This is a genomic window from Rhizobium sp. NFR07 (assembly GCF_900111905.1).
In the GTDB taxonomy this organism is placed as follows: domain Bacteria; phylum Pseudomonadota; class Alphaproteobacteria; order Rhizobiales; family Rhizobiaceae; genus Neorhizobium.
Genome location: NZ_FOKM01000015.1, coordinates 1 through 13819 on the forward strand (window position 1 = coordinate 1; position 13819 = coordinate 13819).

Consider the following 13819-nt stretch of genomic DNA (forward strand, 5'->3'; position numbering starts at 1 on the left):
GTTGACCCACTTACCTGGCTGCGCCACGTGCTCACCGAGTTGCCTCAACGCCACGAAGCCGACGACATCGACGACCTGCTTCCGTTCAGCTTCTCCAAAACCTCAGCCAATTGATAGACCCGGATATCGCTTCGCAAACGAGGCCGCTCCGGTGCTGCCGCCTACGTCAATGTGCATGGAAAATCGCGCTTACGTTCGTGCAGGCATTCGAGAGCGTTGTTCCTCTGCTCACGCGTGCGCAGGGTTACCGTGGTCACGTTCTGGCTCGGGGGATCGAAACACCGAAGGTCTTCAACCTGATCGTGCTATGGCGCTCGCTTGCGGACCACACTCCAGCTTTCGAAGCGAGCGAGGACCATGAGGAGTTCATGAGAGGCATACAGGCATATCTCTCGGAGGAACCGACGGTCTATCATCTCGAAGGCGGCGACCTAGCCGCAAACGATTAAGACAAAGGCGAGGTCGCTGCCTGACACGAGCGACCTCTGCCATTTCAAAGTACAGAGCGGGTGCCAGATAACCTATGCGTCTCTGGCTTGATATCGCTCTGCGCGAATATCGCTGCCGGGATCCGCCCTACCTTCGAGTTTTCACGTATCAGTAGGGTGAATAGCATTGCTGGCGAGGCCCATTGAATGGTTGGAAGGTATTGTCGAAGCTGCGGTAAGAGCGGTATCGCGCGAAACACCAGCTGACGTGCCGATCTCCCTGTAAGTCACGCTGAGGCAACGCGTAACGGGGTTGCTGGGACTGAGCGATAGCGCCACCAATTATGGCGCCAGCTGCAAGACCTCCGAGAACCGCTGCGGCATTGGAACTGTTGTGACGCCGGTGATGATGCCAAGGGCGATGTTGATGGCGCCAAGGGCGATGATAGCTTGGCCGTTGATGCCCATGATGGCCATTCCAATTGTGCCTGTTGGGTCGCCACCTGCGGTCGCCATTCCATTGAACGTTCTCGACAGTGTAGCGAGTGTCCGGGTTCGAGGGGACAAAAACCGGGGCCGCCTGACCGGGGATTGCAGCGGAGAACGCAGTCATCACTGCGATCAAAAATGTCGCTATCTTCTTCATCTTCTAATCCTTTAGTGAGGAGGAATATTAGTTCGAAACGGAGGCATACTCGGGAGAGGATGCGGTCGTCCGATATGCGAACTCCGCGCGTCAATCGGCAAAGAACCCGGGGTCGAGCTTTCCGAGTATGGAATAAGCAGTTGCGATGCGAGCGGAGTTTGGCCAGAACCGATTCGCAAGGATTACAATTCCGGTCCCGCGCTCAGGCTGAAAGAGAACATAAGCTCCGAACCCGCCCGTCGAGCCTGTTTTTGATACGGTGGCAACCATCTCCGCCGGCACATGCAAGCTGGGAGGATCAATCTGATTGGCCTTCAAGACGAAATCGGGATCGACCCCCTGAAGTAGGTCACCGCGTCGAGCTGGAGCGCGATAGAGTTCCCAACCCAAGCCCTGATACATTCGACGGGCTTGGTAGACCGGCGAGCGAGCCGCGATCAGAGCGGCTTTTAACGAGCCGTCGAATCGGTTGGGATTGGCCGACGCTTCAACAAAATCTAGGAGGTCGGCTGCGGTTGTCTTGATGCCGTAAGCCTCATCGTCGAATAAGCCAGGATTGACCCGTACCGGTGCATTGGAGCTTGTGTAGCCTTGCGCATACGAGCTAACGCGATCTTTAGGGACCGAAAGGAAGGTATGCGCCAGGTTCAGCGGCTTGATCACCTTTTCATCAAGGAGCGAAGCAAAGGGAGCGTCGACGCTCTTCGCCGCAAGATAGCCAGACAGTCCGATGGACGTATTCGAATAAAGGCGACTGGTGCCGATTTTGGTGGTGGGAATGAAGCTCTTATAGAAGCTTATAAAATTTTGCTCGTTGACTTCGGCAGGGAACTGGAGTGGCAGCCCTCCCGCCACGTAAGTGTGAAGTTCGAGGAGTGAAGCGGCTCCGATTGGGCTTTGCGATAGTTCCGGGAGGAGCTCTTTGACTTGGGTTGAGAGAGAAACCGAACCCTCAGCTTGAAGGCGTGCGAGCAATGTGCCGGTGAAGGGTTTGGACAAAGAGCCGATCTCGAACAGTGTCGCACCGTCCACGGGGGATGCCGTTTCTCGAGACGAGACCCCGTAATGGGAAACATGGTGCTGGCCAGCGAGCAGGATGCCGACTGACAAGCCAGGGATCTGATATTCAGCCATCAGCGGCTTGACGATTGTATCGACGGTCGAGCGGATATCATCCTCTGATGCCGCCGGCACGACCGGCAGCACGATCCCGAACAGGACAGCCACTGTACTTAGAAAAATGCGCATTCAGACTCCGTTTGCGAGAGTGTAGGGAGCGCTCCAGACAGATACTCAAAAACTCGACAAAGCGCCTTTCCTGCAGTCATGAACTCTCAAAATTACGGGAACGTTACACCCGCCGAACGGCTTGAGTTGGCGAGCGGATGGCAACTGCGCATTGCCGACTGCAATTGCTACGCGGAAGTCGAAGCGACCTACAGCCGGTCCGAGGATGTTGCGCAGTTCCAGTGTTCCTAACCACGCCCGGCAATCTTCAATGCGTTTCGCCAGCGGATGGCAAATATGCTCCCATGGTCCGGTGAGGATTTGAGCTCGATAACCCCGCCATGCTTTTCAATAATCTCGTTGACCATACTCAAGCCGAGACCCGCTCCAGATCCATGAGGATTAACGCGGTAAAATGGCTCGAAGATCCGTGAATGAAGGTCTACGGGGATGCCAATGCCTTGATCGGAGATAAGGACGGAACCATCGGTCTCCACCTTGACCACGATGTCGCCGCGCCTTCCTCCATATTGAATGGCATTGCGCACCAGATTTGAAAAAGCGCGGTCCAAGGCTTCGTCATCACCTTCCATGGACACTTTGGAAACGTCGGTTTCGAAAGAAATTTCGTAGCCTTCGGAAATCGCGAACGGCGCAAGGTCGGCAACGACCTTTGAAAGGAGGTGCGTCAGTTCGATTTTCTTCGAAATCGGCGGGTTCTGTCGATATCGCTCTATATCCAGAAGCTGGTTTGTGATGGCGGTAAGCCGTTTGATGCTCTTCTGAATGTGAAGCTTCTCCTCGCTTTGCGGCAAGGTGTCTGCACGGACCTGAACTATGGCGAGGGGCGTACGCAGTTCGTGAGCTGCGTTAACGAAAAAGCGTTCTGTTTTTTCGAAACCGGCGTCGAGCCGACTGAGGGCGAGATTGATCTCCCTGACGACCCGCAACAGCTCTTTGGACAGTCCGGCCTCGTTTACTACACCGCCCCGGGCTTCAAAATCGACTTTGTTCAAACGGTCAGTGAGCTTCCCGAGGGAGCGAAGCGACCATTTTGTCACCCACGGGACACCGACGAGGGTGACTAAAAGAAGTATGAGGGCAGGCACGCCGATCGTTATCTGACCTACGACAAAGACGAGTTGGTAAAGGGACATCGAAACGCCACCGGCCATAATAGTCGCTTCACCTGCTTCTGTCTGAATTTTATCAATGGTGGCCTGTCGATCGGGGACATCGACGTAACCGCGCAGTTCGACGCTGCGAAAATTGTCAAAAAAGGCAAAGTTTTCACCGATGTCCTTCGGGATCACCCCATGGGTGAGTGTTGTGCCATCAGCAAGACGAACCGCAAACCATGAAGTAGGCCGCTCAGCCATCACAGTTCGGAGTGCCTGCGTAGGGCGGACCGCCACGACGCCATTTTGGTCAATTGTGACGGATCTTGCTATCTCCTGCGGGTACCACGTGGATGGGACCGCGCCACGGGGAGCACTCAGCGTCGCGATGTATAGAACGAGCCCGAACGAGGCGACGATGGTGAGGAGCTGGAATGTAATGAAGCCGAGTGTAAAGCGCCAGCGGAGCGAATAATGGGACATGCTATTTTTGCTCATGGAGGAAATATCCGACGCCGCGAATGTTACGGATGACGATATCCGCACCAGCATCTGCCAGTTTGCGCCGCAGGCGCGACATGTTGGCTTCCAGAGAATTTGACTGAATCTCGTCGTCGAAGGAGTACACGCTTTCCTCCAGGGAAGACCGCAGGACCGTTCGTCCGAGATTCTTGAGAAGTGACTCGATGATCAAAAGCTCTCGTCTAGCGAGCTCTTGCCGGATGCCGTTGACATACAGGTCTCGTGTCACTCGATCATAGCGGATATTGCCGATCGTGATGATGTCTGCCTTGGCTTCAGGCGTTCGGCGTGCCACTGCGTTAAGTCGGGCGATCAGTTCATCGACCTCGAACGGTTTTGGCAGATAGTCGTCCGCGCCTCCGTTAAGGCCGGCGATCCTGTCTTTCGTGGATCCCATGGCGGAGATGATTATCGAGCGCGGTGGATTGTCTGTTTGCCGGATCTCAGCGAGCAAAGTGCTGCCGTCGCCGTCCGGAAGCTGGCGGTCGATGAGAACAACATCGTATCGTTCGATGGCGATCGCTTCTCGCGCCATGGCGATATCCGCCACCGCCGCCAGGACGAAGTCGTGCCTCGACAGCGCCGTCCGAAGCGCATCGGCCATTTCGGGATCGTCTTCGACCAGCAAGATTTTCATGACGCTAAATGAAGTACCTTACGAGATAGATGATTTCAAAGGCTTCGTAGACCGCGCCGAAGAAAAGGAGCGGGACGACAATCGCGTGAAGCGTGAGAATGTGCACAGCTGCCGCCCCGTATCTTTGTCCGACAGACCGCTTTTCTCCCGCCACAGGTAAAAAGATGGTTCGACCGGTCAAATAGGCGCCGAAGGCCGCGACAATATAGGCCTGGATCTCTATCAGGACCGGATGGAGTGTGGGATCATCGCAGCCGCATGAGGACCAATCGGAGCCAGCGTGACACCATAAGCCGCCGCAAACACCATCGCGAACACGACGCCGAAAAATGGTACAACGAATGATGGGATCGTAATGAGCGTCACTGCAATCCCGAGATTGACCGCCAAGGCTGCTGATGCTGCATAGACGACGTTTCCGCTGAGATAGACCTGCATGGCAAGGTCGGTGCGCACTATCCCCGATATCGCATCCAAAACGGCTGGCTGGATTTCCGGGTTCAGCAACGTCACCGTCATCGTCGTTGCAAACAGGCCAAAAAAAGCTGCATTCACAACAATAAACTCAGTTCTGTGGCGTTGGATGAGGCGTACTTCCATCCGCAAGAGAGTTAACATGAGCAGTTGGTTCCCGATTCTTGGGGGATGCGGTTGCCGTAGAGGGGGCGCATCATTGGTGAGAGGCTCGAGGGTGAACGTCCCCAGACCGGCATTCATCAGCCGGCAGCCATTCCCGTAGATCGGTTTCGATCAGCTCAGCCTCCCACCGAACTCGAAACTAGTCCCGCCGTCTCTCTCTTTTCATGCGCTCATGCTGCCGACGGGCATCTTCTGCCATGATCTGGCTTAGCCTGGCTGCCTCGAGGGTCCGCAATTGCGCGTCGTCACGACGCTGCTGCTGCTGTAACATGCACCCGGTATGAGATGATGATCCGTATTGTGCGCCCATTCCAGAGCAGGTGTCGAGGTCGGCGTAGCGTTCCTGTTCCGGTGTCTGGCAGCCGGTCAGGATAAGGAGGCCTGCGAACACTGTCCCGACAGACAAGCGTCGCATGAAAACATGATCCAGGGAGGCTTTGCTCATTTGATGTACCTTCTTTCTCGGTAAATTCATTCGATTGCGAGAGCGAAGCGCGTTCCCGCCGGACGCTTATGGGATTTCACAGTTACGCAGAAATTACGTGATTGCCGGATCAAGCTCGCCCTCACCGTTGACTCCGACGTCACGTCATAGTTTAGGCAGTGTGTCGATATTGTCTTAGTGTGGGCGGCTCGTTAGGCATCGCGGTCCGCCGACGATGCGAGGTTCGACATGACTGCTCCTGATCTCATCCCGATTGAAACGCTGTTCAGCACGCCGGAATTTTCGCGGGCTCAGATTTCTCCCGATGGCCGGCTCGTGGCTTATCTTGCGCCCTGGCGGGGAAGGTTGAACATCTGGGTGCAGCCAACCGGACAGGGCGCGGCGCGGCGACTGACGGGCGATGACACGCGCAATATCGACGGCTTTAGTTGGACGCGCGATGCTCGCTACATTCTCTTCGTGCAGGACAGCAGGGGCGACGAGAACTGGCACCTTCATCGCGTAGAGGTGGACGGGGCAGAAACGGTTTGCGGGAAGGCGCTAACTGTCGACTTGACGCCCTTTGCCGGCGTGCGGGTGATGGGTCTGGACTTTTCCGCCGCGCTTCCGGGCAAGGCTTTCGTGCAGATGAACCTCAGAAGTCCGGGCCTGATTGATTTGTACGAGGTCGATATCGAAAATGGTGAAACGAGGATCGCTGCAGAAAGTCCCGATCGCTTCGTCCGCTGGATCGTTACACCGAACGGTCCGATGCATGCTTTTATCATCGACGACGCTGGTGACCACGAACTGGCTCGCTACGAAAACGGAACTTTCACCACTTTGGCCAAGCTGAAGGGGCGCGACCAGCCGATCGGGCCGATGCCGCTGATGGTTGCGGCGGATGGAAAGAGCATCTTCGTCGGCTGCAATACGGGCAGCGACCACACCTATCTTGCTGCCATCGACCTTGCGACGGGCAGACAAAGAGTGATCGACAGCCTACCCGATTGCAGCCTCGATACGCCGCGGCCAGAGGCCGATACGCGCTTCCCCTCCAGCCTGATCACCAATCCTGTGACGGGTGAGTTGCTAGGACTACGCTACCTTGGCATACAACAGAAGATTCGGTCGCTGAGCCCGCATTTTGCCGCCGTGCTCGATAGCTTGCAGCGGCTATCAGACGGGGAAATAGGTCACATTTCCTGCGATGCCGGTGGCGAAAAATGGGTGGTCGAATTCTGGGATGACCGCCATCCCGGCACGACGTGGCTTTACGATCATGTGAGCGGCGATGCACGGGTGCTAGGTGAGCGATTTGCCGAAATCTCGGCTGAGCGGCTGGCGAGCGTGCACCCGGTCGATGTGACGTCGCGTGACGGATTGACGTTGCCTTGCCATGTCACGCTGCCCGTTGGGTACGATGCCGAGGATGAGCCCCGCGCTTTGCCGACCGTGCTTCTGGTGCATGGCGGGCCGTGGTATCGCGACGCCTGCGTCTATGATGCGGAAGTGCAGTTCCTCGCCAACCGTGGCTATGCCGTGCTGCAGGTGAATTTTCGCGGCTCGACCGGCTACGGCAAGGCTTTTATGCAGGCCGCGATCGGAGAGTTCTCTGGGCGTATGCATGACGACCTGATCGACGGGCTCGACTGGCTAATCGGGCAGGGTATTGCCGACCCGGCGCGGGTGGCGATCTATGGTTGCTCCTATGGCGGTTATGCCGCACTGGTGGGCGCCAGCTTCACGCCGGAGCGCTTCGCTGCCGCCATCGACTATTCCGGCATGTCCGATCTCCGCGTGCTTGTGGATGGCGCCGTCCCGTTCGTTCGGCCCGCCCTGATCAATACCTACCTTGCTTACATGGGCGATCCGGACATCGAGATGCAGAACCGGGACATGCTTGCGCGCTCGCCGGTCAGCCGGCTTGATTGCATCTCTAAACCTCTTTTGGTGATCCATGGCGCTAATGACGTACGTGTCGCACAGGCACAGGCGGATGTGGTGGTGGAAACAGTGCGCGCCAGTGGTGTGGAGGTTGACTATCTCCTCAACGAGCGCGAAGGGCACTGGTTCATCAACGAGGATAGCAATATCGAGCTTTATCAGAGGATCGAGCGCTTTCTGGCACGGCATTTAAGGGGCGAGCACTGAGGAGGGCTCATGCGCAGCAAGGAGATTGCAGCACTGGCGGGCGTGAGCATCCGCACGCTGCGGCACTACCACCAGATCGGACTTTTGCCGGAGCCGCCGAGGCAAGACAATGGGTATCGCGTTTACGGCCTGCCGCAACTGATCAGACTGCTGCGTATCGGTCAATTGACGGAGCTCGGTGTTTCCCTCTCGCAAATCCCAGCGCTTCTCGACAATCATGCCTGGATGACCGGGGACAGTTTAGATGCTCTTCATGACGGGCTGACGCGGCAGATCGAACTTCTCGAGCGTCGACGCCGGACAGTGGCTGCCCTGCGCGACGGCAAAGGACCGCCCGACATGGCACCGGAATTCGCAACATCGCTGATGGCGCTGGAGGCGGGACGAGAGCCTACAGCCGTACGAGCGGGTCGAGAGCAATCTGTACTCCTGTCAAACCTTCTGGATAAAGAGCAGCGCGCAGAACTGGCTCGGCTCTACGACCAACTGGCAGATGGCGAGCACGGTGCTACCGCAAGCGAGCTGGGGAATCGTTTCGATGCATTGGGGCCTGGTAGTGGCGACGCCGAGATTTCAGCACTTGCCGATGATTACATCGCACATCTCGGGTCATGGATGAGAGACTTCGACAATGCTTTAAGCGGTAGCGGGAGAGACCAAGCAGCAGGGCTGCTCTGGCTTCATGCCCTCGAGAATACGAACAATCAGCAGAAACGATTACTGACCGAAATCAGAAGCCGACTGGTATCCAGCCGGTGATCGCCACTTTGCGCCATCCACGATTGTAGGGGGCAGGCGAACCAAAATTTGGCGGTCTGCCGTTCCCAAACATCATCACGCCACATTCAAACTCTTGGTTATGGCTGGAGCCAGCTATAACTGCGAGCAATATCATGGATATCAACGTCGCTTTGAAAGCTTTCATACGCACCGTCGAGAAAGGTTCGATTACGGCGGCGGCACGGGACCTCGGGGTAACGCAGCCGGCTGTAACGAAGCATATTTCGAACCTCGAACGGCACGTTCAAGCCAGGCTTCTGGAGCGATCGTCGAAAATCGTTCGCCCGACGGCGCATGGGCTAGAATTATACGAGGCCAGCCGCATGCCGATCGCATCGATCGACGCTGCACTGGAGGGCGTTCGCATCAACACAGGTGAGATTGAAGGAAATCTGAGAATTCACGCTCCATCTTGCATTGGTGTTGGCCATCTCGAACGGATTGTCGGCGAATTTCAGGATGAGCATTGCGGGATTTCCGTCGAACTTGCTCTCGACGAGCGCACAATCGACTTGGTCTATGATAACTTCGATTTGTCGCTTCACTACGGGAAAATCGAGGATCAGGAGGTCATCGCACGCCGCATTGGATGGGTGGAGCGATTTCTCGTCGCGTCCCCTCGTTACGTTAAACAGGTGGGGGAGATCGAAGACACACAACGGCTTTCGGAGCTTGATGTAATCGGTACCCCGAAGATGCTCGCTCAGCGCAGCACCATTTCCTTGTTGGGACCAGGCGGGCGCGCTGAGGATGTTGTAGTGAGGCCGATACTCACAACGAATAATGCACACGTGATGATTGCGGCACTCTTGCGTGGTCGGGGCGTCGGACTGGTGCAAAAGAACCTCGTATCGGATTTGTTGGCCAGCGGCGAACTTGTAAGGGTGCTGCCCGAATATTGGCTCCGACCTACCGAAGCTTTCCTTGCTTATCCGTCCACGAAGTTCATGCGACCGGTCGTTCGGGCATTTACGGACTTCGTCATGCCGCGGCTCAGAAAGATTGACGGGATCTCCTCGGAGCAGCGCTAGCCATTAGAGCATAGCCAACGGTTATGAGGGCTATCACTCATGCAGATATGGAATATTCGGTCGAAGGGAGAATACTGTGCGATTCAAGCAATGTTTGCAGGCGCAACCCCAAGGTCACTTTCCAGAATGCAGAACACAAGCAGTCTCATATCTCGCCGTAACTTCGTACTCGGCTCCCTGGCGGCGCCGGCCATACTCGGTGGATGTACGACAGTGCAAGAAAGATCGGCTTTGAACACCCCCCAGCCAGTTGCCGATCCAATGCCTTCACCGATCGACCCGGAACTCGCTTCCCGTTATGAGGCGTTTGAAGATGGCGGACATTTCGTTCCCGCAGTTCCTATTGAACGAATGAACCCAGAATATCTCAGGCAGCGTGTTCCCAATCCTACCGGCGAGGCGCCGGGGACTGTTGTCGTCGACACGCCAAAGCGATTTCTCTATCTGGTGGAAAACGACGGAAGTGCGTTACGATACGGGGTTGGTATCGGGCGAGACGGATTTTCCTGGGAGGGCAAGGGATATATCCACTGGCGCCAGCATTGGCCGCGATGGAAGCCGCCGAGCGAGATGATCGCGCGGCAACCCGAACTGGAAAAGTACTCTGTTGCCAACGGAGGAATGGATCCCGGTCTACTCAACCCCCTCGGCGCTCGCGCTCTTTACATTTTCCAGAACAGGCAGGATACGCTTTATCGACTCCACGGCAATCCCGAGTGGCAATCCATCGGCAAGGCCGTGTCATCGGGCTGCGTGCGCCTCCTGAACCACGATATCGTGGACCTCTATGAGCGCGTTCCCTTCCACGCGCCGATCGTCGTGCATCAGGGGCCGATGACCGTGTGATATCGAGCCTCTCTTTCGGCAGCCGGTGCTACTTTGCCGCGCTATGGATGCCGCAAAAGCATTTTCAGCGGAGCGCAGTCACTTCTGCGTCGGATAATGCGCTAAAAACAAACGATGCGGTCAAGCTGTGGATACCCCTTGTCCGCGAGCGCTAATCAAGCGTAAAGCTTGGACCGAGCCGGGGATTCCATACCGAATGCCCGGCATTGTTTCCACCTGCTCCCAAACATTCTCGTATTTCATAGACAATTTGCATCTTCGGTGCAGCGCTTGCACCGACGGCGCGCTAACGCCCGGCCGACGTTCGATCGCCGATTGTTGGGCTCTATGCCTACGCCTCGCCGCAGCCCTGTTGACAGATCGCCCGGCGACGGACGACACATCCTTCTCGACGCAACGCCTCCAGCCGCACAGGAGCCGCCGATGGCCGACCTCTTCGCCCGCAGCATTCTCCCCGGCATCGCCGCCGGGCAGGTCATCGCCGCGGGCGAGGCGCTGAGCTTCTGGGGCGGCGTCGATCCCGCGACCGGCAAGGTCATCGACGTGCACCACCCGCTGCACGGCGTCACGATCACCGGCGGCGTGCTTATGATGCCGTCGAGCCGCGGCTCCTGCACCGGCTCCGGCGTGCTGCTCGACCTCGCGCTGACGGGCCGCGCACCCGCCGCCCTCATCTTCAGCGAGGCCGAGGACGTGTTGACGCTCGGCGCGCTGATCGCTGCAGAAATGTTCGAGACGTCGCTGCCCGTGCTGCGCGTCTCGCGCGACGCCTTCGCCGCACTCTGTCGTGAAAAAACTGCCCGGATCAGCGAGACGGCCATCGAGACGGACGCGTTGACGATCCCGGTCACGCCGCCCGCGACCGCCGCGCTCGACCTCACCGACGACGACCGCGCCATGCTCGACGGCCGCGACGGCATCGCCGTGCAGCTCGCCATGCGCATCACGACGGCCATGGCCGCGCAGCAGGGCGCGCTAAAGCTCGTCGACGTCGTGCAGGGCCACATCGACGGCTGCATCTATGCCAGCTCCGCCAACCTGACCTTCGCCGAAAAGATGGCCGGGATGGGCGCCATGGTGCGCATTCCCACCACGATGAACGCCATCTCCGTCGATCGCGCAAACTGGCGGGCCCAGGGCGTGCCGGCGGATTTCGGCGATCCCGCCGCCCGCCTCGCCGACGCCTATGTGCGCATGGGCTGCCGTGCGACCTTTACCTGTTCCCCCTATCTCCTCGACAGCGCGCCGAAGATGGGCGAGGCCATCGCCTGGGCCGAATCCAACGCTGTGATCTTCGCCAATAGCGTGCTGGGCGCCCGCACGGCGAAGCATCCCGATTTCCTGGACCTCTGCATTGCGCTGACTGGCCGCGCCCCGCTCTCCGGGGTGTATCTCGACGAGCACCGCAAGGCGGCCCGCATCATCGACGTCGACGTGCCGGAAAATGTCGACGATGCCTTCTGGCCCCTCATCGGCTATCTTGCCGGCCGCGCCGCACCCGACCGCATTCCGCTCCTGCGCGGCCTCGCCGCCGCGCAACCGACGCAGGACGACCTGAAGGCGCTGTGCGCCGCCTTCGGCACCACCTCCGCCGCCCCGATGCTGCACATCGAGGGCATCACGCCCGAAGCGAAAGACGCAGCCGCCGCCAATGCCGATCACACAGCCATCACCCCCGCCGACATGATCGACACCTGGAGGATGTTCAACGACGGTCCGGCTGAGGTCGAACTCGTCGCCATCGGCAGCCCGCACGCCTCGCTTTCAGAATGCGGCGCCCTGGCGGATGCGCTGGGAGGCCGCAAGCGGCACAAGGACGTCGCCGTCTTCGTCACCGCCGGCCGAGACGTCATGGCGGAAGCCGGCGACACTCTTATCCGGCTAAGGGAAAGTGGCATCCAGGTCATCCCGGATCTGTGCTGGTGCTCGATTTCCGAACCGGTCTTCCCGCCGAAGACCCGCACCCTCATCACCAATTCCGGGAAATACGCCCATTACGGCCCCGGCCTGTCCGGCCGCACCGTCCGCTTCGGCAGCCTCGCCGACTGCATCGAAGCAGCCCTCACCGGCCGTGTCCCTCCACGCCTGCCGGCCTGGCTGGCTTGACGGATAACAAGAACAGGGCGACCATTTTCTATGAAGCGCACCGTGCGGGAAGGCCGGCGTTTCGGTGGGACGAGATGGCGGACGGAACGGCAATCCGCAGTCGCCGTATCTACCCCGCAAGCTCCGACAGAGCCACCTCGTTTCAGCGCAAGCTCAAACGGGCGGATCAAGCTGACAATCAGCTCGTCCAAAGAACCTCCAGCTGGCAGCCTTGAATCAAAATCGGTTTCCGCTGCCAGTCTTTATCCACGAGCGCTAGTAGTACTGGCGGGCAAGATCGGCGCAGATGTTCTCCGAGGGAAGCCATACATGGGGGAACGCGGCCATGATACCATTTCTCAGCCACTGCTGCGCCGGATGTCCGTCGTTGCGACGATGCCAGGACAACACGAACGGGATCGGGTTCAGGGGCAGAGGGAAGTCGAACATTGCGAGGCGTTCGGCAAAACCTGAATGGGCCACGACGCTTTCTATCACGGTCGCAACCATATCCGACGATGCTATCAATGCCGGCGCCGCATGCATATGGGGAATGGTCAGAGCGGATCGCCTCTTAAAATTCTTCGAAGCCAGTGCGGCATCGGCAACATCCAGGCCCTCATTGTCGGGCGCGACCAGGATATGTGTCAGAGACAGGAATGTCTCGGCATCGAACCGGCGGTCCAGTATCGGGTGATCCTTCCGCAAGATACAGACGAACCGCTCCTGGAAAAGACGTGCGGTCAGGATCCTGCTTGTAGGTGTTGGTGGAATTCCGACCGTCAGATCGACGCCGCCGCTGTCGAGCATGGCAATTGCGTCATCGCGACTGCCGTAGTCTCTGACCTTGATATCAATGCCTGGGGCTTTTTCGTCAAGCAGTGACAGGAGGCGCGGCAATATGACTGAACCTGCATGCGCCGAAACGGCAATGGAAAAAGACATGGTTGATTTGCCGGGATCAAAACCTTGCGTGAATTGCAAGGTCCGCTGAATATCCCGCAGAGCAAGCGAAATAGGTTCGGCGAGTTCTACGGCTCGCGGTGTGGGTTGAAGGCCGCTCGGTCCGCGAACGAATAATTCGTCACGCAGTAGAAACCGCAACCTCGACAAAGCCGCGCTCATAGCCGGCTGGGTCCGGCCAATACGGCTTCCGGCTCGTGTCACATTGCGCTCGGAATTGAGGGCATCAAAGGCAACAAGAAGATTGAGATCGATACCGTGTAAATTCATGGAATGGATCATTATGCCCATCCTTCATCAATCTCAAGCATCTTTTCCG

14 protein-coding genes are annotated in these 13819 nt (G+C 58.0%); 7 read left to right on the forward strand and 7 right to left on the reverse strand.

Annotated elements, in window-relative coordinates; genetic code table 11:
* Together BM216_RS25565 and BM216_RS35210 are read left to right on the forward strand one after the other, a co-directional pair.
* On the forward strand, window positions 1-114 hold a 114-nt coding region (locus BM216_RS25565; protein ID WP_143102828.1), incomplete at its 5' end, for a transposase domain-containing protein.
* 83 nt (window positions 115-197) lie between these two features.
* Entirely contained in the window at window positions 198-449 is a 252-nt protein-coding gene (locus BM216_RS35210) for an antibiotic biosynthesis monooxygenase family protein (protein WP_348272016.1), read from the forward strand.
* Window positions 450-597: 148 nt separating this feature from the next.
* Here the strand turns inward: BM216_RS35210 and BM216_RS34730 are convergent, their stop codons facing one another.
* From BM216_RS34730 to BM216_RS25595, 6 genes are all read right to left on the reverse strand, one after another.
* The gene (locus tag BM216_RS34730; RefSeq protein WP_244530346.1) at window positions 598-729 is read right to left on the reverse strand and encodes a BA14K family protein; all 132 of its coding nucleotides are present in this window, start codon (window positions 727-729) and stop codon (window positions 598-600) included.
* A 41-nt stretch (window positions 730-770) separates the two neighbouring features.
* Window positions 771-905, reverse strand: a complete 135-nt coding sequence (locus BM216_RS35100) for a hypothetical protein (protein ID WP_280141709.1) — start codon at window positions 903-905, stop codon at window positions 771-773.
* A gap of 259 nt (window positions 906-1164) precedes the next feature.
* On the reverse strand, window positions 1165-2322 hold the full coding sequence (ampC, locus tag BM216_RS25580; protein WP_093002054.1) for a class C beta-lactamase: 1158 nt from the start codon (window positions 2320-2322) through the stop codon (window positions 1165-1167).
* 227 nt (window positions 2323-2549) lie between these two features.
* Entirely contained in the window at window positions 2550-3917 is a 1368-nt protein-coding gene (locus tag BM216_RS25585) for a sensor histidine kinase (protein ID WP_244530327.1), read from the reverse strand.
* Window positions 3904-4578, reverse strand: a complete 675-nt coding sequence (locus tag BM216_RS25590) for a response regulator transcription factor (RefSeq protein WP_046801778.1) — start codon at window positions 4576-4578, stop codon at window positions 3904-3906. The genes BM216_RS25585 and BM216_RS25590 overlap by 14 nt, the downstream gene beginning before the upstream one ends.
* Before the next feature lie 222 nt (window positions 4579-4800).
* Complete coding sequence (locus BM216_RS25595) at window positions 4801-5196, reverse strand: hypothetical protein (RefSeq protein ID WP_143102862.1); 396 nt, start codon at window positions 5194-5196, stop codon at window positions 4801-4803.
* Between the two features lie 694 nt (window positions 5197-5890).
* Between BM216_RS25595 and BM216_RS25605 the strand changes: the two genes are divergently transcribed.
* The 5 genes from BM216_RS25605 (at window position 5891) to BM216_RS25625 (ending at window position 12558) form a co-directional block, all read left to right on the forward strand.
* Window positions 5891-7795, forward strand: a complete 1905-nt coding sequence (locus BM216_RS25605; RefSeq protein WP_093002057.1) for a S9 family peptidase — start codon at window positions 5891-5893, stop codon at window positions 7793-7795.
* Window positions 7796-7804: 9 nt separating this feature from the next.
* Window positions 7805-8554: a MerR family transcriptional regulator gene (locus BM216_RS25610; protein ID WP_046801782.1), complete on the forward strand. Its 750-nt coding sequence runs from the start codon at window positions 7805-7807 to the stop codon at window positions 8552-8554.
* A gap of 134 nt (window positions 8555-8688) precedes the next feature.
* Window positions 8689-9606 carry a LysR family transcriptional regulator gene (locus BM216_RS25615; protein ID WP_093002058.1) on the forward strand — a complete coding sequence of 306 codons (918 nt, stop codon included), beginning with the start codon at window positions 8689-8691 and terminating at the stop codon, window positions 9604-9606.
* Between the two features lie 126 nt (window positions 9607-9732).
* The gene (locus BM216_RS25620; RefSeq protein WP_093002203.1) at window positions 9733-10452 is read left to right on the forward strand and encodes a L,D-transpeptidase; all 720 of its coding nucleotides are present in this window, start codon (window positions 9733-9735) and stop codon (window positions 10450-10452) included.
* 423 nt (window positions 10453-10875) lie between these two features.
* On the forward strand, window positions 10876-12558 hold the full coding sequence (locus BM216_RS25625) for a cis-3-hydroxy-L-proline dehydratase (RefSeq protein ID WP_046801784.1): 1683 nt from the start codon (window positions 10876-10878) through the stop codon (window positions 12556-12558).
* Window positions 12559-12813: 255 nt separating this feature from the next.
* On the opposite strand, the gene BM216_RS25630 is transcribed toward BM216_RS25625, so the two are convergent.
* Window positions 12814-13791 (reverse strand): LysR family transcriptional regulator, encoded by a 978-nt coding sequence (locus BM216_RS25630; RefSeq protein WP_093002059.1) that lies wholly within the window; start codon window positions 13789-13791, stop codon window positions 12814-12816.
* Between the last annotated feature and the right edge of the window lie 28 nt (window positions 13792-13819).